Raw genomic sequence first — 25,636 nt, forward strand, 5'->3', positions numbered from 1 at the left:
CGGCCGCGCGCGCGGCCGAGCATGGCCGCATCGACCGGTCGCGTCGCGACCGCGCACGCGAGTTCGCGGCTCGCTTCCGGCATCGCGTACGGCACGCGCAGCGCGTGTTCGAGCAACGCGGCCGCGCCGGCGGACGCGTCGGCATCGACGAAGCGCAGCGGCACGCCGAGCGCATGCGCCGCGTCGCCCAGCACCGCATCCGCGATGCGCGCGGCCGGCGCGACCACCGCGGCGAGCGCCTGCGGCGCCAGTCCGTGCGCGGCCAGCAGGTCGCGCACTCGCGCGTCGAGCGGCGTGGCGTCGGCATCGACATCGGTGTCGACCTTGGCCTCGGTGTCGGCATCGGCGCCGCCCTCGGCATCGTGTGCGCCGATCGCAATCACGACGCTGCGCGGATGGATCACCAGCTCGTCGCGCGCGCCGTTCCACGCGAGCGGCGTCACGCGGATCGCGTGCGCGGCGCTGTCGTCGCGCGGCAGCGCGACCTCGTCGAGCCACGGCGCGGCGCCGTCGACGCGGGTCGTCGCGCCCGCGAGCAGGTCGGACACGAAGCGCTTGCCCTGCGTGAGATCGGCGAGCGCATAGCCGTCGGGCGGATTGAGCACGCACGCGCCGAAGCGCAGCTCGCCGCTCGTCGTGATCGCCGCCGGCACGCCGAGCCATTCGCCCAGCTCGCGCGCGATCGCATTGACGCCCGTGAGGCCGCCGAGCAGCGGCACGACGGCCGAGCCGTCTTCCGCGACCGCCAGCACCGGCGGCTCGACGCCCTTGTCGGTCAGCGCGGGCGCGACGCAGCGGATCACGATGCCGGCCGCGCACAGCGCGACGATCGGCAGGCCGCGCGCATATAGCTCGCGCAGATGCGCGCCCAGCTCGTCGAACGCGACATCGGCCTCGACGCGCGCGCGCAGGCCGTGCACCTGCGCGCCCGGATAGCGGGCCTGGATGCGCCGCGCGGTGTCGAGCGCGCCCGCGCCGAGGATCACGATCGCGGGCGGCGTGGTCATCCTTGCCATTTTTCCCCCGGCACGACGAGCAATGAAAAATACGGCGACGCCATCGGATCGACCTCGTCGAGCGGCACGATGCGCTGGCTCGCCATGGTCGCGCGCTCGACGTACAGCGCGCGGCTCGCGAGGCCGAGCTCGTCGAGCACGCGCCGCACCTTGTCGAAATTGCGGCCGAGCTTCATCACGACGGCCGCGTCGGCGCGCGCGAGCCGTTCGCGCAATTCGTGTTCCGGCAGCACGCCGGACAGTACCGACAGGCTCTGGTTGCGATAGACGAGCGGCGCGCCGAGCACCGCCGTGCTGCCGAGCATCGAGCACACGCCCGGCACGACTTCGGTGTCGTAGCGCGGCGCGAGACGGTCGTGCAGGTACATGTACGAGCCGTAGAAAAACGGGTCGCCTTCGCAGATCACCGCGACATCGCGTCCGGCGTCGAGATGCGCGGCGACGCTGCCGGCCGCCGTGTCGTAGAAGTCGGCGATCACCGTCTCGTAGCACAGCGGAGGCGGCAGCGCCTCGGTCGTCACCGGGTAGACGAGCGGCAGGTGGATCTGCGCGTCGCTCAGGTGCGCTTCGACGATGCCGAACGCATTGCCTTTCTTGCCCTTCGCGACGAAATACGCGACGACCGGCGCCGCCTGCAGCAGGCGCAGCGCCTTGAGCGTCATCAGTTCGGGATCGCCCGGGCCGACGCCGAGGCCGAACAGGCGTCCGCGGGCGGCCGTCATTCGACCTCCGTCGCGAGCGCGTTCACGGCGGCGGCCGCCATCGCGCTGCCGCCGCGCCGGCCGAGCAGCGCGACGAACGGCACGCCGCGGCTGTCCGCGGCCAGCAGCGCCTTCGATTCGGCCGCGCCGATGAAGCCGACCGGAAAGCCGAGGATCAGCGCGGGGCGGGGCGCGCCCGCGTCGAGCAGGTCGAGCAGGTGAAACAGCGCGGTCGGCGCGTTGCCGATCACGACGACGCTGCCCGCGAGGTGCGGCCGCCACAGTTCGAGCGCGGCGGCCGAGCGGGTGTTGCCGAGATCGCGGGCCAGCTCGGGCACCTCCGGCTCGCCGAGCGTGCACAGCACGCGATTGGCGGCCGGCAGCCGCGCGCGGGTGATGCCTTCGGCCACCATTTTCGCGTCACAGAGGATCGGTGCGCCGGCCGCGAGCGCCGTGCGGCCGGCCGCGCCCGCGCCTTCTGAACAACGCAGGTCGTCGACGACGTCGACCATCCCGCACGCATGGATCACGCGCACCGCCAGTTTCTCGAGGTCGGGCGGCACGCGCGACAAGTCGGCTTCGGCGCGGATCGTCGCGAACGACTGGCGGTAGATTTCCTGCCCGTCGCGAATGTAGTCAAGCATCGGTCGTTTCCTGGCTTTGCCGCGCATCGCCCAGTCGGGCCGCGGCTTGGTCGATCGTCAGATGGCGCGCGAGCGCGGTGCCGAGGCCCGCGGCGTCGCTGCGCCGGTAAAGGTCATAGTGTGCCGGCGCGACCGCGACGAGCGTGTGCGCGGCGGGGTGCGGCAGCGCGCAGTGGCGTTCGCAGCCGGTCAGGTGCGCGTCGAGCGGGCGGCCGACGTGCGCGGCCAGCGCCAGCGCGTCGCGCTTGGTGTCGGCGCGCGCCTTCGCGCAGCCGGCGCTGCCCGCGCACGCGACCAGCCGCGACAGCGGATGGTCCGGCGTGCAGACGAGGCCGAGCGCGGCCAGTTCGGCCAGCAGCGCGGGCGCGTTCGCCGGCGCAACGCCGTGGGCGAACACGCCTTGCCACGGCGTGACGGAGAACGTGCCGTCGCCGAAGGTATCGGCGAGCGCCGCGAGCCGTTCGAGCAGCGTCGCGTCGAGGCGGCCGAGCGCGAACTGCGCGCCGACGCTGCAATGCCGGCCGTCGGCGTCCGGGTGTGCGCCGAAGCGCAGCGCGGCGTCGGACGGCGCGCGCCGCCAGCCGGCGAGCGCGGGTGCGGCATCGAGCGCAAAGGGCACGCAGGTCCGCGCGCGGTCGAGCAGCGTGCGCGCCGTGCACGTCGTCAACAGCGCGCGCATGCGCGTCACGTCGGGCGGCGCCAGATCGAGGAACGCGAGCAGCAGTGCGCGCGTGAGCGCGACCGCCTGGTCGGGGCGCACGTCGACGAGCGCGGGCGGATCGCCCGGCGCGACCGGCGGGCAGCCGGCGAGGCCCGCGGCGACGCGGGTCTCGCCGTCGTCGCGGGTCCATGCCGACAGCCAGATGTCGTGCGGATGATCGAGCGCTGCGACGGATTCGCCGCCGTCGAGCTGGATCGCGAATTTCGGCGACAGTTCACCACGGCGCGGCTCGCGCGCCAGCATCGCGAGCATCGGCGCGGCCAGCGCGCGGCTGTCGACGACGGCGGCCGGATCGCGGCCGGCGAGCGGGCTGAGCATCAGGTTGCGCGCGTCGTCGCTCGCGGCGAGCGATGCGGCATCGGCGTCGCGCTCGACCAGCGGGCCGAGGCCGGCGTCGAGCAGCGTGCGGCTGAGCGCGCCGGCTTCGCCGTCGCGGATGCCGCGCACCTGCAGGTTCGCGCGGTTGGTCGCTTCGATCACGCCGGAGCCGTGCGCGCGCGCGGCGGCGGCGATCGCGCGCGCCTGGCGCGCATCGAGCAGGCCGCCGGGCAGCTTGATGCGGCACAGCCCGCCGTCGGCGGCCGGCACGACGCGCACGAGCCCCGGGCAAGCGGACAGGCGCACGGCGGGCGACGCGGGAGAGGAAGGGGAGGCGGAACTCAACGGGGCACCGGATCAGTGTCGCGCAGCGGCCGTGGCATCGGTACACCCCGCCCGATGCCGGCTGGCACGCACGCACTTTCTGGCCGGCAGGTCTCCTGGCTGGCAGGTCGGCGCCCGCTCCGGGCCTTCCCGGACAAGCCAGTGGCGCGATGCGGAGGCGGGCTCGCTGCTTACAGTTGCGGGGGCAGCCACAGTAGCGCGGCATGCGCCCTGTGTTCCCTCTTCGGCCCCGAGGGGCACCGGCGAACGAACGCTGTATTATGCCTTTTTTTGCAACGCAGACCTACGTGCAGCCGCCCGGCGGCCGCACGCGGCGACGGGACGGATCGAACGATGAGGATGGGTGCATGACGGCGTGGCTGACGATAGTGGGCATCGGCGACGACGGTTTCGCGGGGCTTGGGCGCAGCGCGCGGCGCGCGCTGCTCGACGCGCAGCGCGTGATCGGCGCGCAGCGGCATCTCGACATGCTGCCCGCGCGGCTGGCGGCCGCGCGCGAGGCATGGCCGTCGCCGTTCGACCTCGGCGGGCTGATCGCGCGCCGCGATACGCCGGTCTGCGTGCTCGCGAGCGGCGACCCGATGCTGTTCGGCGTCGGCGCGACGCTCGCGCGACAGCTGTCGCCCGGCGAGTGGCGGGTGTTGCCCGCGCCGTCGTCGCTGTCGCTCGCCGCGGCGCGCCTCGGCTGGCCGCTGCAGGACGTCGGCGCGGTGTCGCTGGTCGGCCGCCCGCTTGCGTCGCTCGCGCGGCATCTGCTGCCGGGGCGGCGGCTGCTGGCGCTGAGCGCGGACGGCCGCACGCCGGCGAGCATCGCGGCGGAGCTGACCGCGCGCGGTTTCGGCCCGAGCCGGATCAGCGTGTTCGAGCATCTGGGCGGCCCGCTCGAGCGGCGCATCGACGGGCTCGCGCAGGACTTTTCGGTGGCGGAAACCGCCGCGCTGAACCTGGTCGCGCTCGATTGCCGCGCGCTGCCCGACGCACCGCGCCGCGCGCTGACGCCCGGCCTGCCGGACGATGCTTATCGCCATGACGGGCAACTGACGAAACGCGACATGCGCGCGCTGACGCTCGCGCGCCTCGCGCCCGCGCCGGACGAGCTGATGTGGGACGTCGGCGCGGGCTGCGGGTCGATCGGCATCGAATGGATGCGCGCGCATCCGTCGTGCCAGGCGATCGCGATCGAAGCGCATGCGGAGCGCCAGCGCTTCATCGAGCACAACCGCGACGCGCTCGGCGTGCCGGGGCTGCAACTCGTCGCGGGCCGCGCGCCCGATGCGCTCGCGGGCCTCGCTGCGCCGGACGCGATCTTCATCGGTGGCGGCGTGACGGCTGGCGGCGTGCTCGACGCGTGCTGGGCGCGGCTCAAGCCGGGCGGGCGGCTCGTCGCGAATGCGGTGACGCTGCAAGGCGAGATCGCGCTCGCCGCGTGGCGGGACACGCACGGCGGCACGCTGACGCGCGTGTCGCTCGCGCAGGCCGAGCCGCTCGGCCGCTTCGATACCTGGCGCCACGCATTGCCGGTCACGCTGTACGAAGCGCGCAAGCCAGTGCCCGCCGATTCCGGTTCCGATTCAGGCGCCGCCGCATGACGCGCGACGAAACCGCCGAGCAGCCCGCGCCGCTGCGCTTCGGCTATACGACCGGCAGCTGCGCGACGGCGACGTCGCTCGCGGCCGCGCGGCTGTTGCTGACCGGCCACGCGGGCGACGCGGTCGAGATCGTGCTGCCGAAAGGCCAGCACGTGATGATGCGGCTCGCGTTCTGCCGGATCACGGCCGACGGCGCCGAGGCCGGCGTCGTCAAGGATGCCGGCGACGATCCCGACGTGACGCATGGCGCGCTGGTGTTCGCGCGCGTCGCGCTCGCGGCCGCGCCGGGCGTGCGGTTTCACGCGGGGCCGGGCGTCGGCACCGTCACGCGCGCGGGGCTCACGCTGCCGGTCGGCGAGCCGGCGATCAACCCGGTGCCGCGCCGGATGATGACGGAACACCTGGATGCGCTCGCGGCGCGGCATGGCCATGCGGGCGGCTTCGAGGTCACGATCGGCGTCGAGAACGGCGAAACGCTCGCGCTGAAGACGATGAACCCGCGGCTGGGCATCGTCGGCGGGCTGTCGATTCTCGGCACGACCGGCATCGTGCGGCCGTTCTCGTGCTCCGCGTATATCGCGTCGATCCATCAGGGCATCGACGTCGCGCGCGCGAACGGCATCGCGCACATCGCCGCGTGCACCGGCAACGCGAGCGAGGACGCGATGCGCGCGCATTACCGGCTGCCGGACATGGCGCTGATCGAGATGGGCGATTTCGCGGGCGCGGTGCTCAAGCACCTGCGGCGCGCGCCGGTCGAACGGCTCAGCATGTGCGGCGGGTTCGGCAAGCTCAGCAAGCTCGCGGCCGGCCATCTCGACCTGCACAGCCGCCATTCGAGCATCGACCTGCCGCTGCTCGCGCAGTGGGCGGCGCAGGCGGGCGCGGGCGACGCGCTGCAGGCGGCGATGCGCGCGGCGAACACGAGCCAGGAGGCGCTCGCGCTCGCGCTGGCCGACGGGGTGCCGCTCGGCGACATCGTCTGCGCGCATGCGCGGCGCGTCGCGCTCGCGATCGTGCCGCCGTCGGTCGCGGTCGAGATGTTCGCGATCGACCGGCAAGGCCGTTTCGTCGGAGCGGCGGCATGAGCGCGGCGGCACCCCGCATCCTGCTGCTCGGCGGCACCGGCGACGCGCTGCGGATCGCGCGTGCGCTCGGCGCGCGGCACGTGTACAGTCTCGCCGGGCTCGGCAAGGTGCCGGAAGACCTCGCGTGCGAGGTGCGCGTCGGCGGCTTCGGCGGCGCGGCGGGGCTGGCCGCGTATCTGCGCGACGCGGGCATCGGCCTCGTCATCGACGCGACCCATCCGTATGCAGCGCAGATCAGCGCGAACGCGGCCCGCGCCGCCCGCGACGCGGGCGTGCCGGTCTGGGCGTTGCGCCGCGCGCCGTGGCAGCCGCGCGACGGCGACGACTGGCGGATGGTCGACGATTGGGCCGGCATCGAAGCGGCGCTCGCGCCGTTCCGCCGGCCGCTGTTTACGCTCGGGCGCGAGCCGCTCGCGCATCTGGATGCGATTCCGCCGCACCAGTTCTGGCTCGTGCGCTGCCTCGATCCGCATCCGGGCAACGCGCGCGCGCAGATCGTCGCGGCGCGCGGGCCGTTTTCGCTCGAAGGGGAGCGCGCGCTGTTCGCGCTCGCGGGGATCGACGTCGTCGTCAGCAAGAACAGCGGCGGCGCGGCGACCGAGGCGAAGCTCGACGTCGCGCGCGAGCGCGGCTTGCCGGTCGTGATGCCGCGCCGGCCGCCGCTGCCCGACGCCGACCGCGCGTTCGAATCCGCGGCCGCGCTGCTCGACGCGCTCGGCGACGCGGCCCGCTAATTGATGGAGTGTTTGCAATGACGGTGTATTTCATCGGCGCGGGTCCGGGTGACCCCGAGCTGATTACGGTAAAGGGGCAGCGTCTCGTGCGCAGCTGCCCGGTGATTCTGTACGCGGGCTCGCTCGTGCCTGAAGCGGTGCTCGACGGGCACCGTGCGGAGCGGGTGGTCAACACGGCGGAACTCGATCTCGACGCGATCGTCGCGCTGCTCGCCGACGCGCATGCGAAAGGGCAGGACGTCGCGCGCGTGCATTCGGGCGACCCGTCGCTGTTCGGCGCGATCGGCGAGCAGATCCGTCGCCTGAACGCGCTCGGGATTCCTTACGAGATCGTGCCGGGCGTGACCGCCACCGCCGCGTGCGCGGCGACGCTAGGCTGCGAGCTGACGCTGCCCGGCATCGCGCAGACGGTGATCCTGACGCGTTTTGCCGGCAAGACGACGATGCCGGCCGGCGAGTCGCTCGGCTCGCTCGCCGCGCATCGCGCGACGCTCGCGATCCATCTGGGCGTGCGGCATCTCGCGCGGATCGTCGACGAAGTGCTGCCGCACTATGGCCCGGACTGCCCGGTCGCGGTCGTCTATCGCGCGAGCTGGCCGGATGAGACGCGTGTGACCGGCACGCTGGCCGACATCGTCGGCAAGGTGCAGGGCACGGCGATCGAGCGTACCGCGCTGATCCTGATCGGCCGCGTGCTGGATGCGGAAGGTTTTGCGGATTCGACGCTGTACGCGAGCGCGGGCTGATCTCATGCGCGCGCCGCGGCGTGTGCGGCGCGAAGCCGGCTGCCAGTGCGAACAGGACCGCGCGCCGCCGCTAACGAGGCATCGCGTGACCGACGTAGAAATAGAACCCCAGGACGGTAATGACGGGAAAGATCAGTAGCTGGGTGAGAAGCAAGATCCTGAACAGCGTGGTCCGCCAGACACGCCCCGATAGTCCGCAGACGAACGTCACTAGACCGAGTAGGGAAACGACGTATAAAAAGCCGCTTGGATCGTCATTCAGGACGCCGAGAATTTCCTTGAATTCACCGCTCATGTTTTTCATTCCCCGGTCTAGGCTATTGGGCGAATGGCATAGTAAAAGGCCAGGGCCGTAACGACAGGAAAGACCAGAAGCTGGGTAAGCGCGAAAATGCGGAATCGCATGGACTGCCAGACACGTTTCCGCAGTCCATATCCGAACGTCAGCAGATTGACTGCGGACACGATCCACAGAAACCCGCTCGGATCACGGACGAGAATCGCCAGCATTTCCCCCAGGACAGCGTTCATTCGTTAAACCTCAGGAAGTTCCACCTGTAAAGGTCGAAATATTTCATGTAGTCACGCTGTGCGTTTCCGGTCGTGTTGTTCGTGTAGTCCCACCCCGTTCCAGAGCGGATAAATTTCCCTGTCTCGACTGGCAGGCCGGCATAGACAGATTGCTGCGGGTCGGCAGCGTTGCGACCCAGGATCTTGTTAACCCACGTGATCGGCCAATGAATGGTGCTGTCTGAATTGCCCTGGTAGATTTCGATGGTGGAGGGCGAAACTTTCGTCACGAGCTGGATATGATGTGCCCTTCCGCCCGTCCTGCGCCCCTTGAAATCGTGCGCCAGCGCAAGAATGTCTCCGGGTTTCAATGCCTCCGGGCTGTTCACACGAGCGGTGTTGACGTTCACCCGCTGCACGTCCGGCGCGCCAAACGTCATTGCGACCATGTCCGCGAAGCCGTACATGGTCGACTCGTAGCGAGGGTGCTCCGGCAGACCGTGCTTTTCAACGTTTCGATACGTGCGAACGCCGGTGGCAAGCCGTAGCGGCAGGCCACGCGATGCGGCAAACTGAACCAATACGCGTATTGCGAAATCCTCACACGTGAACCGGTTGCTGCTGTCGGCGCCTTGATGATTCCAGTACCATTCGGTGCGGACCTGTTCCACCAATTGTGGAACGGCATCCTGGTATGCGCGAATGTCGGCCCCGGTCCATCTTTTCTGCATCGTCTTCCAGAATACCTTGAGCCTGGCTGTTACCGGCTTGGGTGTCGTGTCGCCGGTCGGGGTGGTCGTCATCGTTGCGGCGTGGTGATACCGCGTTCCGTCCGGGCCGATATGGATCGATTCAGGCATGCCTATTTCCCTACGTAGATGTCGATGGTCTCGGCGAAGGCGACCGCGGCGAGCACATGCGTGTGCCCCGCGCCATCCGTTTCGCCATACTCGAAGCTGCCGGACTCTCGCTGCACGGCATAGGCGGTATGCGGTAACGCCTGCCCATTGGCACTTCGCAGGACGAACCTGTCGTCATACGCAGCGGTAGCGGGGACGGTCATGGCGGTCATTGCTGCGGCTGCTGCGGGCGCGCTTCCGGGGATCACGTTGCCCGGACCGCTATCGACATCAACGATCATCGAGGTCCGTCCGTAAACCGCAATGACTTGCGGGTGTTGTTCGCATTTGCAGATGACAAGATCTCCACCGAGAGCCTCCTGGCCTTGATAATCGGCAAAGTTAAAGCGCTCACGAAGCGTATCGGGTGAACCCGGGGCGGGCACGATGATGCCAACCGACTTGCACGCGTCACACCATGCTTTCTGGCCGACAAGCGTCTGACTCCTCAGCCGCCTATCCGGGCCTTCTATCGTGGAATGCGGCACGCCCTCCATGACCTGGCTATTCCCGCCGCTTGTCAGCGGGTCGCCTTCTACGACAGCGTAATAGATCGACATGGTGTTATCCCGTCAAAGCGCGGTGTCCAACTGTCGGGCGAGCCCTTCGTCGCCCCAAGACACGTAATGGTTTTCCGGGGGGCAGCAAAGATGCACGGCAGGCGCCCGAGGTGTCCAGCCACCATTGCAGGGTCCGGCATCTTTGATGCTGCCCGCTCGAAAAGCGAAAGCATTGCTTTTACCTGCACGTGGTATCGATTGCAATGAAAATGTAATGTTTGCCGTATCAACTTCGGACGTCTATCGATGTCGCAAGAGATGCCGTTGAACTTTGCCGACATCAAGTCCGATACGATTCGTGGCTACACACGGGCGCAGAGCGGTCCGGTCTTTGGACTTTCACCTGTTTGCGATATCAATCCGGCGCGATCATCGAGCAGATCCGCCGCCTGAACGCACTCTGGATTCCTTAAAAGATTGTGTCGGGCGTGACCGCCACTTCCGCATGCGCGGCGACGCGCGCGATCAATCGGGGCGTACGGCACCTTGTGCGGATCGTCGGCGCTGTACGCGAGCGCCGGCTGATCTCATGCGCGCGCTGCGGCGTGCGCCTCTCGCGGCGCGAAGCCGGCCGCGAGTGCGAACAGGACCGCGCAGAGCAGCGCCATCGCGACCCACGCGGGTGTCAGGTCCGCGAGCCGCTGCCGCACGATACCCGCCGCGAACGGGAAGAGGGCGGCGATCAGATAGCCGACGCCTTGCACAAAACCGGTCAGCGACGCCGCGTCGGCAGGCGTCGCCGCCCGGTCGACCGTGACGATCAGCGACAGCGGAAAGAGCGCGCCGATGCCGGTGCCCATCAGGAGTGCCGCCGGCAGCGCGAGGCGTTCGGGCGCGGCGATCATCAGCGCGAGGCCGGCGAGAAGCGCCGCGATCGCGGCGAACAGCGCGGGGCGGCGGTCCGGCATGCGATCAATGGCTGCTGACACCGCGAGTCCGGCGGCGACTTCCGCGAGCGTGACACCCCCCAGCAACCCGCCTGCCGCGGCGGGCGACCAGCCGAGCCGCACGTAGAACGGCGGCAGCCACGCGAGCACGAGCGTATAGGCGCCCGTCGCGATTCCGAAGAACGCCGCGAGCCGCCACGCGTTCGCCGTCTGAGCCGTCTGAGCCGGATGCGACGGATGCGACGCGGCGGCCGGAGCGGCGGCGGTCGCCATGCCGCCCGGGCTCGCGAACGGCCACGCCACCGCTGCGGCCAGCGCCGGTACGGCCCACCCCGCGAGCGCGGCAAGCCAGCCCCAGCGGGCCGCGACGAGCGGCGCGGCGACGCTCGCCAGTACGGCGCCGCCCATGATCGCGGTCGAATACACGCCCATCGCGCGACCGATGCGCGCGGCGAAATTCGCCTTGATGAACGCGGGCAGGAGCGCCTGCACCATCGCGATGCCCAATCCCGCGCAGCACGCGCTCGCGAGCAGCACCCACGCCCGTTGCCCACCAACGCGCGCCGCACAGGCGAGCGCGGTCAATGCGATGCCGAGCCATACGCCACGGCCGATACCCGCCGTGTGCTGCAGCCGCCGTGCGCAGAGCGCGCCGAGCCCCATCAGCAGGATCGGGATCGTCGTCAGGAGGCTCGCAGTGCTGTCGTCGATGCCGGTCGCGCGCTGGATCGCGTTGAGCAGCGGGCCGACGGCGGCGAGCGCGGGACGCAGGTTCAGTCCGACCAGCACGACGGCGGCCAGCCGCCATCCGGCGGAATTCTTTTGGTTCATGTCCGGCTCTCGGTATGCGGCGCGATACCGTCACCCGGCATCGGCCCGCTTCGTGTAAAGTATCTTGGCGTCAAGATAAATGCTGAATTATCTCGACGTCAAGATAACTGGTTTGAAAGGAGGGTTAATGGATCGGGCAGAGCATGCGGTCGCGCAATGGCGCGACGAACGTCCGGATCTCGACGTGACGTCGATGCTGGTGATGGGGCGGCTGCACGAGGCGGCGCACGTGATCGCGCGCGACCGGTTGAACCCGCTGTTCGAGCGCTACGGGCTGCAGCCGGGGGAATTCGACGTGCTGGCGACGCTGCGGCGCAGCGGTGCGCCGTTCGCGCTGACGCCGACCGCGCTGTACGACGCGATGATGATGTCGTCGGGCGGCATGACCGCGCGTATCGACCGGTTGCAGAAGGCGGGGTGGGTCGAGCGGCAGCCGAACCCGGGCGACGGCCGTGGCACGCTGGTCGCGCTCACGCCGTCGGGCCGGGCGCTGATCGACGACGCGGTGGCCGCGCATGTCGAGAACCAGCGTGCGGTGCTCGCGCCGCTCAGCAGCGCCGAGCAGGCCACGCTGGCGCAACTGCTCGCGAAGCTCCTGGCCGGCCAGGCCGCGTGACGTGTAACGCGTGATGCGTGCGCGGCGCGTGCCGTTCGACAGGCGATGCGCGACGAGCGATGAGCAATACGCCGCCCGCGCCCGCCGCACACGCGCGTCAGCCGCGCGCCGGGATCTCGAGGCCGCGCGCGACGGCCGGGCGGGCGACGAACGCGTCGAGCGCACGCTTGACGTGCGGGAAGTCGCCGAAGCCGACCAGCTCGCCGGCCTCGTAGAAGCCGACCAGGTTGCGCACCCACGGGAAGATCGCGATGTCGGCGATCGTGTAGGTGTCGCCCATCACCCACTTGCGATGCGCGAGGCGCGCGTCGAGCACGGCGAGCAGACGCCGCGACTCGGCGACGTAGCGGTCGCTTGTCCTCGTATTCGCGCCCGGCGAACTTGTGGAAGAAGCCGAGCTGGCCGAACATCGGGCCGACGCCGCCCATCTGGAACATCACCCACTGGATGGTCTCGTAGCGGCCGGCCGGATCCTTCGGGATCAGCTTGCCGGTCTTGTCGGCGAGATACAGCAGGATCGCGCCGGATTCGAACAGCGCGAGCGGCTGGCCGTCCGGGCCGTCAGGATCGATGATCGCGGGGATCTTGTTGTTCGGGTTCAGCGACAGGAACGCGGGCGTGAACTGGTCGTTGGTGTCGAAGCGCACGAGATGCGCCTCGTAGGGCAGGCCGGTTTCCTCGAGCACGATCGACACCTTGACGCCGTTCGGCGTCGGCAGCGAGTAGAGCTGGATGCGGTCGGGATGCTGGGCGGGCCACTTTTCAGTGATCGGGAAATTCGACAGGTCGGACATGACGGATTCGTTCATCGAGATGGGAAACCGCGCGATCCGCCCGCCATGCGCTGCGGCCCGGCCTCCGCTCGGGGCGGGCACGCGCGGCGCGACGGCGGGCGCGGCATACGCGCGCCGAAGCGTCCACTGTAGCCGATTCGCGGCAACGCCGCAGAAGGCCGGCGCATGGCCTCGCGCCGTGGCGGCCGCCACGCCGGCGCCGGGGAATCCGTCGCTCGCGGCCCGCGGCACTGTAGCGCCGGGGCACGCGGCCGGGCCGGAAGGTCAGAAGTTGTGGCGGATGCCGAGCATCGCGGCGGTGGTGCCGACGCCCGGCGCGACCGGCTGGCCGTAGACGAGCATCTGGCCCATCGTGCCGCGGTTGTTCACGTGGCCGACCTGCGCATACAGCAGCGTACTCTTCGACAGGTTGTAGTCTGCCGCCAGCACGACCGACGTCGACTTGTTCGCCGAGTTGTTCTTGTCCTTCAGGTAATAGACGGCCGACGTGACCTGCAGCGTGGGCGTGAAGCGGTAGCCGACGCCCGCCGACAGCATGTCGAAGTTCGCCTTGTCGGAGTGAGCTGGGTTCTTGCCGTTGCCGTACGACGCCGACACCGAGAAATCGTGCAGCGTGTATTTCGCGCCGACATAGTAGAAGCGGTTGTTGTCGACGCCGGTGGGTGTCGAGCCGGGCGCCGGATTCGTGTCGTGGCCGTTGTAGTAGACGGCGGCCAGGTTCAGCCCGTAGTTCGAGTATTTGAGCACGGCGGACTCGCGCGTGCCGCCCTGGAAGTGGCCGGCGACGCCGCCCGGCGCGAATTCGAGCGCGATCGACGCACCGCCGAACGACGGCGACTGGTAGACCAGCGCATTGCTGTCGTACAGCGCGCCGATCGCGGCGTTGGTGCTGGTGCCGGGCCAGCCGGCGGCGGTGTTCAGGCCGAGCCACGCGATCAGGATGCTGCCGAAGAACTCGGCGGAACGCACGTCGGTGTCGGCCATCGCGTAGATCATCGGCACGACCTGCCGGCCGGCGGTGAAGGTGCCGAACGGGCCGGACACGCCGACCGACGCGATCTGGTTGAAGACGGCCGGCACGCCCGGCGTGTCGCTCAGCTGCATCCTGCCGGTGCTGCTGTCGAACGAGCCCTGCAGCTTGAAGTTGATCTTGTAGCCGCCGCCGATGTCCTCGCTGCCCTTGAGACCCCAGAAACTCGAGTAGATGCCGCCGTCCTTCATCCGGAACACCTTGCCGGTGTTCGGCGCGGTGGGGCTGAACGTGGCGGCCGACGTGCTCTGGTACAGCATGCCGGAGTCGATCACGCCGTACAGCGTGACGGAGGATTGCGCGTGGGCGAGCGCCGGGCAGGCGGCGAGCGCGGCAAGCGCGGCCAGTTTCATCTTCATCAAAGTCTCCAGGGTCGTGTTATGACCGGACGGGATCGAGCCCGCCCGGGGTATTGCGAGAGAAACCGGTCAGGCGATGCGCTCGCGCAGGCGCCGTTTGTCGAGCTTGCCGACGCTCGTCTTCGGCAGCGCATCGGCGAACACGATGCGCTCCGCCTCGGGCACCGCATAGCGGCTGATGCGGTTCGCGTCGGCATGGCCGAGCAGGTGCGCGCGCACCGCGTCCGCGCTCAGCGACGCGCCGTCGCGCGGCACGATCACCGCGAGCGGGCGTTCGCCCCATTTCGCGTCCGGCACGCCGATCACCGCGCATTCGCGCACTTCAGGCAACTCGGCGATGCGCGCCTCGACGTCGATCGACGACACCCATTCGCCGCCCGTCTTGATCACGTCCTTCAGGCGGTCGACGATCTGCACGTAGCCGTCCGGCCCGATCACCGCGACATCCTGCGTATGCAGGTAGCCGCCCGCCCACAGCGCGTCGGAGTCGGCCGGCTTGCCGCGATAGCCCTGCGTGAGCGACGGCCCGCGCAGCACGATCTCGCCCTGCGCGCGGCCGTCGCGCGGCAGGTCGCGCGCGGCGTCGTCGACGATGCGCAGCTCGACGAGCGGCACCGGGCGGCCGGTCCTGCAGCGCAGCCGCACGCTGTCGTCGGGCGCCGGCTGCGCGCCCGGCGGCAGTTGCGCGAGCGCGACGATCGGGCCGGTCTCGGACATGCCGTAGCCGGCGAACACGTCGATGCCGCGCGCGAGCGCGGCGCCGCACAGCGCGGGCGACAGCGCCGAGCCGCCGATCAGGATGGTCCAGCCGGACAGGTCCGCCACCTGCGCGTCGGCCGCGTCGAGCAGCATCTGCAGCACGGTCGGCACGCAATGCGAGAAGGTCACGCGCTCGCTGCGCTTCAGCGCCAGCAGGCGCTCCGGCAGGTAGCGGCCGGGCAGCACGATCTTCAGGCCGAGCATCACCGCGAGGTACGGCATGCCCCATGCAAGCACATGGAACATCGGCGTGACCGGCATGTAGACATCCTCACGATCGAGCCGCTGGCCGGCGCGCGGCGAGCACAGCGCCGACGCGGACATCAGCGCGTGCAGCACGATCTGCCGGTGGCTGTAGAACACGCCTTTCGGGTCGCCGGTCGTGCCGGTCGTGTAGAACGTCGCGGCACGCGTGCGCTCGTCGAATTCGGGGAAATCGAACTGCGTCGCGGCCTGCGCCATCAGCGCCTCGTATTCGCCGGCGACGTCGAGCGTCGTCTCGACCGGGCCGCCATCGTCCTCGGCGACGACGATCGTGCGCAGATGCGGCAGCGTGCCGCGAATCTGTTCGAGCATCGGCACGAAATCCCGGTGCACGATCGCGATCGGCGCGGCGGAGTCGTTGAGCGTGTACGCGATCTGCTGCGGCGACAGCCGCACGTTGACCGTCATCATCGTCGCGCCCATCATCGGCACCGCGAAATAGGCTTCGAGGTAGCGGTGGCTGTCCCAGTCGAGGATCGCGACCGGCGTGCCGCGCGTCGCGCCGAGCGAGGCGAGCGTGTTGGCGAGCTGCGCGATGCGCTCGCGCAGCCGCGCATAGGTGTAGCGCACGCGGCCCTGATAGGTGATCTCCTGCGCGCCGTTGACGGCGAGCGCCTGCGTCAGCAGGCGGCCGACGAGCAGCGGGTACGCATGGGCCTCGGTGGCCGCGTCGGCGGCGGGGTCGAATTCCTGCACGGATAGGCTCCCTCGAAAGGACGTCGTGGGCGACGTCGGGTTGCGTCATGCGACAAATGTACGCAACGAGGGGCACGCATTCCCCCCCACTCGCGGGGGGCAGGGTTGTGGAGGGTCGGGGGAGGTTATTGCCCGTTTTCGAGCAGGCCGAGCAGCAGCGCGCGGCGCACCGCGTGCTTGCGCGAACTGGCGTCGAGCTTGCCGAACAGGTTCTTCAGGTGCCACTTCACGGTTTCCTCGCCGACCGCCATCGCCACCGCGATTTCCTTGTTCGACAGGTTGCGGGCGAGCAGCTCGAGGATCGAGCGTTCCTTCGGGGTCAGCACGACGCTCGGCACCGCGCGCGGCCCGCCCGCGGTGCGGGGCGCGGGCGGCACGACGCGCGGCGGGGGCAGCGCGTGGCGCGGGTGGCCAGTGCCGGCGGCTTCCTCGTCGCTGACGCGCCGCGCCCAGTCGGCGACGGCCGGATGCGTGTCGGCGAGCGTGCGCGTGAGCTGGAACATGTCGGCGAGATTGATCGCCTCGACCAGCAGCGCGCGGCCGTTCCCGCCCGACTGCTCGAGCGCGAACGCCTTGAGCGCCATGATCTCGATGCGCGCGCGCCCGACGCTCATCTCGCGGGCGAGCGCGGCGGCCTCGTCGAGCGTCGCGCACGCGTTGTCCCAGCGCCGCGCCGCGAGCGCGGCGCCGGCGTGCGCCATCGCCTGCAGCAGCACGACCGGCCGCCGCCACAGCGGGCCATGGCGGGGAAACTCGGCGGCCGCGATCGCGTCGATGCGCTCGACGAGCGCGTGACAGGTCGCCTCGCGGTAGCGCGCGGCATGAATCCGCACCTGCTCGGCGAGGCTCGCGATCGACAGGCGCGGCAGCCGGCGCGCGGCGCCGAGCGCGTCCATCGATTCGAGCAGGTCGATCGCGCGGTGCTCGGCGCCGCGCACGGCGGCGATCCGCGCGGCGGTGCGGTAGCCGAGCAGCACCGTGTCGGGGGTGCCCGCGTGTTCGAGCACGTCGAGCCGGTTCGCGAGCAGCGCGGCCGCGTGGTCGACGCGGTCGGCCTCGTACGCGAGCGCCGCGCACAGCGCCGCGAACATGCAGGTCAGCGGATGGCGGCGGCCGAGGTCGGCTTCGGCGCGCGCCAGCGCCGGCGCGAGCACGTCGTCGGCGAGCTGCAGCTGGCCTTCCCACAGATAGCTCAGGCCGACGATCAGCTCGCCCCAGCGCGCGACGTAGCCGAAGCCGGCCGCCGTTTCGCCGCGTGGCGCGGCGAGCTGGAAGCGCCGCGCCTGCGCCGGCTCGCCGACGATGATCGCGCGCGCCGACAGCCGGTTCGCGTGCATCTGCGCGAGCCACGACGTCGCGGGCGGCGTCATCTGCGCCCATGGCTCGAACAGCTCGATGAAACGGTCGATTTCGTCGGCGTAATACGCGGCCGCGCTCAGGATCAGCGCGCACTCGTAGCGCAGCGCGGTGTCGGTGTCGGGCGCCGCGAGGATGCCGGCGATCTGGCGCTCCGCCTCGACGTGCCGCTCGCCGAGCGCGAGCGCCCACGCGGCGGCGACCCGCAGCTGGGGCAGCTTGTCGAGTTCCGCGTCGGGCAGGCGGTCGAGCCAGTCCAGCACGTCGTTGATGCGGCCCGCCTTGATCGCGTCGCCGAGGCAGCGCTGCGCGAGCGCGTACGCGGTCTCGACCTGGCCTGCCGCATACGCGTGCCGCGCGGCTTCCTCGATCATCCCCTGCGCGCTGAACCACTGCGCGGCGCGCGTGTGCAGGCCGTCGCGCACGGCGGCCGGCTGCGCGGCGAGCCGGTCGCGCAGCGCGTCGCGCACGAGCGGGTGCAGGCGGCACCACGCGCTGTCGTCCGACGCGATGAACAGCGGCGTGTCGCGCACCAGGCGGGCGAGGCGCGCGCTCGCGTCCGGCTCGTCCGTCAACGCTTCGCACAGCGACGGATGCAGCAGGTCCACGAGGCTGATGCGCGCGAGAAACGCGGTGTCGTCGCCGGACAGGTTGGCGAGCAGCAGATCGACGAGATGGTCGCGCAGCGCGCCGGAGCGCGCGGCGAGCGCCTCGACCGCCCGGCGCGGGTCGGCGGCGCTCGCCATCGCGGCCATCGCGAGCTGCAGCCCGAGCGGCCAGCCGTCGGTCAGCTCGAACAGGCGCGCACACGCGTCGGCGTCGACGCGCTGCGCGAAGCGCGCGGTGACGAGCGCGATCGTCTCGTCGAGCGTGAAGCGCAGCCATTCGGGGCCGACCAGCACGCATTGCCCGTACGCGAGCAGATCGGCGCCGGCGTGATCGAGCCCGCGTCGCGCGGCGACCACGATCCGCAGGTTCTGCGGCGCGTTGTGCAGCACGTAGGTCAGCGCGTCCATGCCGCCGGGGGGGAGCCGCTCGGCCTCGTCGACGATCAGGAGCGCATCGAGCGACAGCTGCGCGACTTCGGCGAGCCACGCGGTCACGCCTTCGAGCGCGCGCGCCGCGTCCATCGCGCCGCCCGCCAGCAGGCGGCCGAAGCCGGGCCGCGCGCAGCCGGTGCGGACCGCCTGGACGAGCCCTTGCAGCAGCCGCTGCGCGTCGTCGCGCTCGTCCGCCGACAGCCAGACGACCGCGTGGCCTTGCGCCAGATACTCGCGGCGCCATTGCGCGAGCAGCGACGTCTTGCCGTAGCCGGCCGGCGCCTGCACGAGCGTGACCTGGCGGTCGCGGAACTGCGCGTCGCCCGCGCCCAGCCGGGCACGGGCGAGGAGTTGCGCGGACACGCGCGGCGCGATCGTCTTGAGCACGAGCTCGGTGGGGGGCGTGTCGGCGCGAGTCGGTATGGTGGCCATTGGGGGGGAAGAGGTCGGAATCCCGGCGGTGCCGTGCGGGCCAGCGTCCGGTGCGGATCGTGGCGCAAGGATCGGACGAACCCCCACCACGCGTCAACCCCCCCGCGCCGAGTGGGGTTTCGCGCTCGCCGTATCACTAGCATTGGACTCGACGAATCACACGAGGAGCGCCCCATGACGACTGCGAATTCCGGTACTGGCGCGAACGCGCCGCTGGGCAGGTGAGCGTCGCCATGTATCGACATCTGCTCGTCACCGTCGACGACACCCCCGGCGGCATCGACGCGGTCGGCCATGCGCTCGAGCTGGCCCGTTCGCTCGGCGCACGCGTCACGTTCGTGCTTTCCGGCGACGCGTCCCACCGGTATTTACCCGAAGCGCAGGCGTCGGAGCACGGTGCGAAAGTGGAAGCGGCGGCCCGTGCGCAGGGCGTGTCGTACGCGATTGCGTCCGGAAGCAGCGCATCGCTTGCCGACACGGCGCGTGAACTGGGCTGCGACCTGATCTGCGTGGCCGCGCAAGCAGCCGGCGCGGCGCGCGAAGGCCGCGGGCTCGACGCGAGCGCGGTGCCGGTGCTGGTGTGTCCGGCGTCGGAAGCGTCCGCCGCGGGGCGCGCAATCACGCGCTGTCTCGACGCGCACCGCGCGGTGACGGGCGTCCTGCATGCGCTGCTGCGGCACGGCACCGCGCGCGGCACGCCGGCCGGCGACGCCGGCGTACTGCGCCGCGTGCTCGCGGATCTGGCCGGGCTGCAGGCGCTGCGCCGTGAAGACGGCCCCGAGCCGTCGCTGTTCGCGATGCTGCGCGTGCGGACCGAAACCGTCGACGCCGAGCTGGACGAACTCGACCGCCAGCAGCGCCGCGACACGCATGCGCTCGACGAACTGGCGCGCATGACGCAACAGACGATGCCGTCCGCCGGGTTCGATGCCGCGCTCGCGGCCTATGCACGCGGCGTGTTCGAGCAGATGGGACGGGAAGAGGGCGTGATATTTCCGGCGGCGCGCCGTTATCTGAGCGAAGCCGACTGGATCGAACTTGAGAGCAAGGCCGAGGAGGGCGCGGACGCGCCGCTTCCGGCCACGGATGAACCCGAGGGCGCGCCGCGCGCGTCCGACTGACAAGCAACGGAGAACACGATGGCACATGCAGTGCGATTCTACGAAACCGGCGGCCCGGATGTGCTGCGCTGGGAAACGGTCGAGGTCGGCGAGCCCGGCCCGGGCGAGGTGCGCGTCAGGCACGCGGCGGTCGGCCTCAACTTCGCGGACATCTACTTCCGCACCGGCCTGTATCCGGCGAAGCTGCCGTCCGGCATCGGCATGGAAGGCGCGGGTACCGTCGAAGCGGTCGGCGACGGCGTGACGGGGTTCGCGGTCGGCGACCGCGTGACCTATACCGGCAGCCCGCTCGGCGCGTACAGCACCGAGCGCGTGATGCCGGCCGCGTGCCTGATCAAGCTGCCCGACGCGATCGGCTTCGACACGGCCGCCGCGATGACGATGCGCGGCCTGACCTCCGCTTACCTGATGCGCCGCATCTACCCATGGAAGGCGGGCGACACGTTCCTGCTGCATGCGGCGGCGGGCGGCGTCGGGCTGATCGTCAGCCAGTGGGCGAAGCTGCTCGGGCTGAACGTGATCGGCACGGTGTCCAGCGAGGAGAAGGCGGAAATCGCCCGCGCGCACGGCTGCGATCACATCATCTACTACCGCCGCGAGGATGTCGCCGCGCGGGTGCGCGAGCTGACGGGCGGCGTCGGCGTGCCGGTGGTGATCGACAGCATCGGCAAGGACACCTTCAACGCGTCGCTCGATTCGCTGAAGCGCCGCGGCCTGCTGGTCGGCGTCGGCACGGCGTCCGGCGCGTTCCCGCCGATCGACGCGATGCAGCTCGCGATCAAGGGCTCGCTGTTCTTCACGCGCCCGGCGCTCGCCGACTACATCGCCGATCCGGCCGAGCGGGCGGAGCTGGCGGGCGAGCTGTTCGGCCACGTCGCGGCCGGCCGCATCAGGATCGAGATCAACCAGCGCTACGCACTCGAGGACGCAGTGCGCGCGCATCGCGATCTGGAGGCGGGCAAGACCACCGGTTCATCGGTTTTCGACGTTTGAGGAGGCAGCCATGCGAGTCGAACAACTGACCTGCGCGATCGGCGCGGAACTGTCGGGCCTGAACCTGGCCGACGCGGTACACGACGACGGCCTGTTCGCGGAGATCCGCGCGCTGCTGCTCAGGCACCGCGTGCTGTTCCTGCGCGACCAGACCATCACGCGCGCCGAGCACGTCGCGTTCGCGCGGCGCTTCGGCGAGCTGGAGGATCATCCGGTCGCCGGCAGCGATCCGGAGCATCCCGGCCTCGTGCGGATCTACAAGTCGGCCGACCAGCCGAACGACCGTTACGAGAACGCGTGGCACACCGACGCGACCTGGCGCGCCGCGCCGCCGCTCGGCTGCGTGCTGCGCTGCGTCGAATGCCCACCGGTGGGCGGCGACACGATGTGGGCGAACATGGCGCTCGCCTACGAGAACCTGCCCGCGCACGTGAAGGCGCAGATCGAAGGCTTGCGCGCGCGCCACAGCATCGAGGCGAGCTTCGGCGCGGCGATGCCGATCGACAAGCGCCTCGCGCTGAAGGCGCAGTATCCGGACGCCGAGCATCCGGTCGTGCGCACGCATCCCGAGACCGGCGAGAAGGTGCTGTTCGTCAACGCGTTCACGACGCACTTCACCAACTATCACACGCCGGAGCGGGTGCGCGTCGGACAGGACGCGAATCCGGGCGCGGGCCTGCTGCTCAACTATCTGGTGAGCCAGGCCTATATCCCCGAATACCAGGTGCGCTGGCGCTGGAGCAGGAACGCCATCGCGATCTGGGACAACCGCAGCACTCAGCACTACGCAGTGATGGACTATCCGCCTTGCGAACGCAAGATGGAACGCGCCGGGATCATCGGCGACGTGCCGTTCTGATTTTCATCGCATCACACGAGACGACACGCCACGCAACGATGCGGCGTGCGCCACGATTCCATCTGGAGGAAGACATGCAATTTCTTGACGATTCGCTGCACCCCGAGAACCAGGACAAGGTAGTCATCACGGTCGCGCCGTATGGGCCGGAATGGATGCCGGCCGACTTTCCGGAAGACATTCCGGTGACGATGGACGAGCAGGTGCAGAAGGCCGTCGACTGCTACAACGCGGGCGCGACGGTGCTGCACGTGCACGTGCGCGAACTGGACGGCAAGGGCAGCAAGCGCCTGTCGAAGTTCAACGAGCTGCTCGCCGGGCTGCGCGAGGCGGTGCCCGACATGATCCTGCAGGTCGGCGGCTCGATCTCGTTCGCGCCGGAAGGCGACGGCGCCGAGGCCAAGTGGCTGTCCGACGACACCCGCCACATGCTCGCCGAACTGACCCCGAAGCCCGACCAGGTCACGATCGCGATCAACACGGTGCAGATGAACATCACCGAGCTGATGAACCGCGCCGAAGTCGCCGACACGTCGCTCAACGACGCCGCGTACTGGGAAGCGTATCGCGAGATGACCGTGCCGGCCGGCCCGGGCTGGGTCGAGGAGCACCTGAAGCGCCTGCAGGCGGCGAACATCCAGCCACATTTCCAGCTGACCGGCATGCATGCGCTGGAGACGCTCGAACGTCTGGTCCGCCGCGGCGTCTACCGTGGCCCGCTGAACGTCACGTGGGTCGGCATCGGCGGCGGCTTCGACGGCCCGAGCCCGTACAACTTCATGGAATTCATCCGCCGCTGCCCGGACGGCTCGTGCATCACGCTCGAATCGCTGATGAAGAACGTGCTGCCGATCAACACGATGGCGATGGCGATGGGCCTGCATCCGCGCTGCGGGATCGAGGACACGCTCATCGACCAGAAGGGCAACCGGATGACGTCGGTGCAGCAGGTCGAGCAACTCGCGCGGATCGCACGCGAGCTGGGCCGCGAGGTCGCGACCGGCAAGGAGGCCAAGGCGATCTACCGGATCGGCGTACAGTACGACAGCGTCGACGAGACGCTCGCGCAGCTCGGCATGACGCCGAACCGCCGGCCGGGCCAGGTGAACGTGCCGCTGCGGGCCGCCTGACGCTTTGCGCAACCGGGCGGCGGCCCTGACCGGCCGCCGCCCGCCGATCGAACACTCCGTGGCGCATCCACGACCCCGGCAAACGGGGCGGGATAACCCGGCGGCGTCGAAGAACGCCGTCGCGCCAGTGACTGGAGGAGACACCATGCTCATTCACCATGCCGAGCCGACGATGGCCGACATGCCCGCCGAGCGCAGCCGCGCGTCCACGTTCGCGTGGGTCGTGTTCGGGCTGACCGTCGGCCTGCTGTTGTCCGATTACATGTCGCGGCAAGTGCTCAATGCCGTGTTTCCGCTGCTCAAGCACGCGTGGGCGTTGTCCGACACCCAGCTCGGCTCGCTGAGCGGCGTCGTCGCGCTGCTGGTCGGCGTGCTGACCTTCCCGCTGTCGGTGATCGCCGACCGCTTCGGCCGCGTGCGCAGCATCGTGCTGATGGCCGCGCTATGGAGTCTCGCGACGCTCGGCTGCGCGCTGTCAACCAACTACACCGAAATGCTCGTGTCGCGCGGGCTGGTCGGTCTCGGCGAGGCGGCGTACGGCAGCGTCGGCGTCGCGCTGATCCTCAGCATCTTTCCGTCGCACTTGCGCGCGACGCTCACCGGCGCGTTCATGGCGGGCGGCGCCTTCGGCTCCGTGTTCGGCATGGCGCTCGGCGGCGTGGTCGGCGCGCACCTCGGCTGGCGCTGGGCGTTCGGCGTGATGGCCGTGTTCGGGATGGTGCTGCTGGTCGCATACCGCACCGTCGTCACCGAGGCGCGGCTGGCGGCTTACCGTCCGGACGTGTGCCGGCGCACGCCGCGCGGCGTGCGCGGCAGCCTGCGCGTGCTGATGACGGGCCTGTTCTCGTCGCGCTCGGTGATCTGCGCGTACGTCGGCAGCGGCCTGCACCTGTTCGTGCCCGGCGCGATGTTCGCGTGGCTGCCGAGCTACCTGAACCGCTACTACGCGATGACGCCAGACCGCGCGGCGGTCTCGGCGGCCGGCTTCGTGCTGTTGAGCGGCATCGGCATGGTCGTGTGCGGGATCGTCACCGACCGGGTCGCGAAGGCGGACGCGTCGCGCAAGTGGCTCACCGCGATCGCGTATTGCCTGCTCGCGTTCACCAGCCTCGCGCTCGCGTTCCGCCTGCCGCCGGGGCCGCTGCAGCTCGCGCTGATCGGGGTCGGGATGCTGGTCGGCGCGGGCGCGTCCGGCCCGTCCGGCGCGATGGTCGCGAACCTGACGCCCGCGGCGATCCATGCGTCGGCATTCGCGACGCTGACGCTCGCGAACAACCTGCTCGGCATGGCGCCGGGGCCGCTCATGACTGGCTGGATCGCCGATCACGTCGGGCTCGTCGGCGCGCTGCGATGGATCCCCGTCGTGCCGCTCGCCGCCGCGCTGACGTTCGTGCTCGGGCGCGCGAGCTACCGCGCCGATCTCGCGCGCCTCGACGCGCTGCGGCGCGCGCCCACTCATTCCTGACCCTTGCTGGAGACTGCATGACCCACGCGAATCCACCCACCCTCCTGATCGTGCCCGGCTTGCGCGATCACGTCGAAGACCACTGGCAGACGCATCTCGAACGGCGCTGGCCCGGTGCGCGCTCGGTGGCGCCGCTGGAGCACGACAAGCTGAGCCGCGACGCGCGCGTCGCGGCGCTCGACGCGGCGCTCGCAGAGATCGACGGGCCGGTGATCCTCGCCGCGCACAGCGCCGGCGTGATGATCACGGTCCACTGGGCGCAACAGGCGACGCGCCCGATTCACGGCGCGCTGCTCGCGGCGCCAGCGGACCTCGAACGGCCGATGCCGGCCGGCTACCCGGCGCTCGACGCGTTGCAGGCGCACGGCTGGACGCCGGTTCCGCGTAGGCGGCTGCCGTTCCCGAGCATCGTGGCCGCGAGCCGCAACGATCCGCTCGGCGATTACGCGCGCATCGAGGCGTTCGCCGCCGACTGGGGCAGCCGCGTCGTCGATCTGGGGGAGGTCGGGCATCTGAACCCGGCGTCCGGCTTCGGCAACTGGCCGGGCGCCGACGCGCTGATCGCGCAGCTTCAGGGGCAGGTCGCGCAGTAGAGTTGGCGTGCGCCGGCTGTCGAAAAAACGGGGCCGCGTGGCATAATCTCGCCGCCTTCGATTTCCGCCGGCGTCGCCGCGTGGCTCCATGAACCGTTTCCATCAGAAGATTGCAAGCCTGCTCGGATTGCTCGCGATCCTGATGGCGACGTTCGCCCCGACGATTTCGCATACGCTCGCGGCGCGCGCCGCGAGCGATGATTTCGCGCCGGTGCTCTGTTCGCTGCACGGCGCTCCCGACGGCGGCGCGCAGGACGACGCCGATCCGCATTCGCTCGCCGCACACTGGCACGCGTGCGGCTATTGCAGCCTGCTCGCGCACGCGCCGGTGCTGCCGGTGTCCGCCGTGGTGCTCGCGATCGCCGCGGCGGCCGTCGAACAGCAGGCGGCCGTCCGCTTCGAGACGCTGCGCCGCGTCTTTGTCCATACCGCGGCCCAGCCGCGCGCCCCACCGGTCCGTTTCCTGATTTGAGGCTCATGTTCCGCGATGCCGCTTCGGCGTCGCGGGTTGGCGCGCGCACGCGCGCGCAACGTGGCTCG

At 70.4% G+C, this 25,636-nt stretch carries 23 protein-coding genes, 2 pseudogenes and 1 riboswitch; of the genes and pseudogenes, 12 read left to right on the forward strand and 13 right to left on the reverse strand.

Features of this window, described 5'->3' with window-relative positions; all coding sequences use genetic code 11:
* From LIG30_RS22205 to cobG, 4 genes and pseudogenes are all read right to left on the reverse strand, one after another.
* A pseudogene (locus LIG30_RS22205) lies at positions 1-1,007 on the reverse strand (cobalt-precorrin 5A hydrolase); the annotation flags it as partial.
* Positions 1,004-1,738: a precorrin-2 C(20)-methyltransferase gene (locus LIG30_RS22210; protein ID WP_038715547.1), complete on the reverse strand. Its 735-nt coding sequence runs from the start codon at positions 1,736-1,738 to the stop codon at positions 1,004-1,006. The gene LIG30_RS22210 and the pseudogene LIG30_RS22205, both read right to left, overlap by 4 nt.
* Positions 1,735-2,361, reverse strand: a complete 627-nt coding sequence (locus tag LIG30_RS22215; protein ID WP_038715548.1) for a precorrin-8X methylmutase — start codon at positions 2,359-2,361, stop codon at positions 1,735-1,737. Before LIG30_RS22215 ends, LIG30_RS22210 begins: the two co-directional genes overlap by 4 nt.
* Positions 2,354-3,745 (reverse strand): precorrin-3B synthase, encoded by a 1,392-nt coding sequence (cobG, locus tag LIG30_RS22220; RefSeq protein WP_051995136.1) that lies wholly within the window; start codon positions 3,743-3,745, stop codon positions 2,354-2,356. Before cobG ends, LIG30_RS22215 begins: the two co-directional genes overlap by 8 nt.
* Before the next feature lie 68 nt (positions 3,746-3,813).
* Positions 3,814-4,004, reverse strand: a riboswitch (cobalamin riboswitch).
* An 88-nt stretch (positions 4,005-4,092) separates the two neighbouring features.
* Here cobG and LIG30_RS22225 point away from each other — a divergent pair.
* From LIG30_RS22225 to cobM, 4 genes are read left to right on the forward strand one after another with little or no spacing between them, the layout of a single operon-like run.
* The gene (locus tag LIG30_RS22225; RefSeq protein WP_038715552.1) at positions 4,093-5,334 is read left to right on the forward strand and encodes a bifunctional cobalt-precorrin-7 (C(5))-methyltransferase/cobalt-precorrin-6B (C(15))-methyltransferase; all 1,242 of its coding nucleotides are present in this window, start codon (positions 4,093-4,095) and stop codon (positions 5,332-5,334) included.
* On the forward strand, positions 5,331-6,422 hold the full coding sequence (locus LIG30_RS22230) for a cobalt-precorrin-5B (C(1))-methyltransferase (RefSeq protein WP_038715554.1): 1,092 nt from the start codon (positions 5,331-5,333) through the stop codon (positions 6,420-6,422). The genes LIG30_RS22225 and LIG30_RS22230 overlap by 4 nt, the downstream gene beginning before the upstream one ends.
* On the forward strand, positions 6,419-7,156 hold the full coding sequence (locus LIG30_RS22235) for a cobalt-precorrin-6A reductase (RefSeq protein WP_038715555.1): 738 nt from the start codon (positions 6,419-6,421) through the stop codon (positions 7,154-7,156). The genes LIG30_RS22230 and LIG30_RS22235 overlap by 4 nt, the downstream gene beginning before the upstream one ends.
* A 17-nt stretch (positions 7,157-7,173) precedes the next feature.
* The gene (cobM, locus tag LIG30_RS22240; protein WP_038715557.1) at positions 7,174-7,902 is read left to right on the forward strand and encodes a precorrin-4 C(11)-methyltransferase; all 729 of its coding nucleotides are present in this window, start codon (positions 7,174-7,176) and stop codon (positions 7,900-7,902) included.
* A 70-nt stretch (positions 7,903-7,972) separates the two neighbouring features.
* Here the strand turns inward: cobM and LIG30_RS22245 are convergent, their stop codons facing one another.
* From LIG30_RS22245 to LIG30_RS22265, 5 genes are all read right to left on the reverse strand, one after another.
* Entirely contained in the window at positions 7,973-8,197 is a 225-nt protein-coding gene (locus tag LIG30_RS22245) for a hypothetical protein (protein WP_152986190.1), read from the reverse strand.
* A 17-nt stretch (positions 8,198-8,214) separates the two neighbouring features.
* Positions 8,215-8,433 (reverse strand): hypothetical protein, encoded by a 219-nt coding sequence (locus tag LIG30_RS22250; RefSeq protein ID WP_038715561.1) that lies wholly within the window; start codon positions 8,431-8,433, stop codon positions 8,215-8,217.
* Positions 8,430-9,272, reverse strand: coding sequence for a hypothetical protein (locus LIG30_RS22255; RefSeq protein WP_038715562.1), 843 nt, complete (start codon positions 9,270-9,272; stop codon positions 8,430-8,432). Before LIG30_RS22255 ends, LIG30_RS22250 begins: the two co-directional genes overlap by 4 nt.
* Before the next feature lie 2 nt (positions 9,273-9,274).
* Positions 9,275-9,871 (reverse strand): PAAR domain-containing protein, encoded by a 597-nt coding sequence (locus LIG30_RS22260; RefSeq protein ID WP_051995137.1) that lies wholly within the window; start codon positions 9,869-9,871, stop codon positions 9,275-9,277.
* A gap of 527 nt (positions 9,872-10,398) precedes the next feature.
* A complete protein-coding gene (locus LIG30_RS22265) occupies positions 10,399-11,589 on the reverse strand; it encodes an MFS transporter (protein WP_038715564.1) in 1,191 nt (396 codons plus the stop codon).
* Between the two features lie 127 nt (positions 11,590-11,716).
* Between LIG30_RS22265 and LIG30_RS22270 the strand changes: the two genes are divergently transcribed.
* On the forward strand, positions 11,717-12,205 hold the full coding sequence (locus LIG30_RS22270) for a MarR family winged helix-turn-helix transcriptional regulator (protein ID WP_038715566.1): 489 nt from the start codon (positions 11,717-11,719) through the stop codon (positions 12,203-12,205).
* A 97-nt stretch (positions 12,206-12,302) separates the two neighbouring features.
* Here the strand turns inward: LIG30_RS22270 and LIG30_RS22275 are convergent.
* The 4 genes and pseudogenes from LIG30_RS22275 to LIG30_RS22295 all read right to left on the reverse strand — a co-directional run bounded on the left by LIG30_RS22275 (position 12,303) and on the right by LIG30_RS22295 (position 18,935).
* Positions 12,303-12,999, reverse strand: a pseudogene (locus tag LIG30_RS22275) (glutathione S-transferase N-terminal domain-containing protein).
* Positions 13,000-13,263: 264 nt separating this feature from the next.
* The gene (locus LIG30_RS22285; RefSeq protein WP_038715569.1) at positions 13,264-14,388 is read right to left on the reverse strand and encodes a porin; all 1,125 of its coding nucleotides are present in this window, start codon (positions 14,386-14,388) and stop codon (positions 13,264-13,266) included.
* A gap of 69 nt (positions 14,389-14,457) precedes the next feature.
* Entirely contained in the window at positions 14,458-16,107 is a 1,650-nt protein-coding gene (locus LIG30_RS22290; RefSeq protein ID WP_038715572.1) for a fatty acid--CoA ligase, read from the reverse strand.
* Positions 16,108-16,232: 125 nt separating this feature from the next.
* Positions 16,233-18,935, reverse strand: a complete 2,703-nt coding sequence (locus LIG30_RS22295) for a LuxR C-terminal-related transcriptional regulator (protein WP_038715574.1) — start codon at positions 18,933-18,935, stop codon at positions 16,233-16,235.
* 233 nt (positions 18,936-19,168) lie between these two features.
* On the opposite strand from LIG30_RS22295, the gene LIG30_RS22300 reads away from it, so the two are divergent.
* From LIG30_RS22300 to LIG30_RS22330, 7 genes are all read left to right on the forward strand, one after another.
* On the forward strand, positions 19,169-20,056 hold the full coding sequence (locus tag LIG30_RS22300; protein ID WP_038715630.1) for a hemerythrin domain-containing protein: 888 nt from the start codon (positions 19,169-19,171) through the stop codon (positions 20,054-20,056).
* 18 nt (positions 20,057-20,074) lie between these two features.
* Positions 20,075-21,049, forward strand: a complete 975-nt coding sequence (locus LIG30_RS22305) for a quinone oxidoreductase family protein (RefSeq protein WP_038715575.1) — start codon at positions 20,075-20,077, stop codon at positions 21,047-21,049.
* Positions 21,050-21,059: 10 nt separating this feature from the next.
* Positions 21,060-21,908, forward strand: coding sequence for a TauD/TfdA dioxygenase family protein (locus LIG30_RS22310; RefSeq protein WP_038715577.1), 849 nt, complete (start codon positions 21,060-21,062; stop codon positions 21,906-21,908).
* 74 nt (positions 21,909-21,982) lie between these two features.
* Positions 21,983-23,038, forward strand: coding sequence for a 3-keto-5-aminohexanoate cleavage protein (locus LIG30_RS22315; RefSeq protein WP_038715578.1), 1,056 nt, complete (start codon positions 21,983-21,985; stop codon positions 23,036-23,038).
* 145 nt (positions 23,039-23,183) lie between these two features.
* Positions 23,184-24,503 carry an MFS transporter gene (locus LIG30_RS22320; RefSeq protein ID WP_038715579.1) on the forward strand — a complete coding sequence of 440 codons (1,320 nt, stop codon included), beginning with the start codon at positions 23,184-23,186 and terminating at the stop codon, positions 24,501-24,503.
* A 17-nt stretch (positions 24,504-24,520) separates the two neighbouring features.
* Positions 24,521-25,096 carry an RBBP9/YdeN family alpha/beta hydrolase gene (locus tag LIG30_RS22325; protein WP_038715580.1) on the forward strand — a complete coding sequence of 192 codons (576 nt, stop codon included), beginning with the start codon at positions 24,521-24,523 and terminating at the stop codon, positions 25,094-25,096.
* 88 nt (positions 25,097-25,184) lie between these two features.
* The gene (locus LIG30_RS22330) at positions 25,185-25,568 is read left to right on the forward strand and encodes a DUF2946 domain-containing protein (protein WP_038715581.1); all 384 of its coding nucleotides are present in this window, start codon (positions 25,185-25,187) and stop codon (positions 25,566-25,568) included.
* The last annotated feature ends 68 nt before the right edge of the window (positions 25,569-25,636 follow it).

This window comes from Burkholderia sp. lig30, from assembly GCF_000687455.2.
Taxonomy (GTDB): domain Bacteria; phylum Pseudomonadota; class Gammaproteobacteria; order Burkholderiales; family Burkholderiaceae; genus Burkholderia.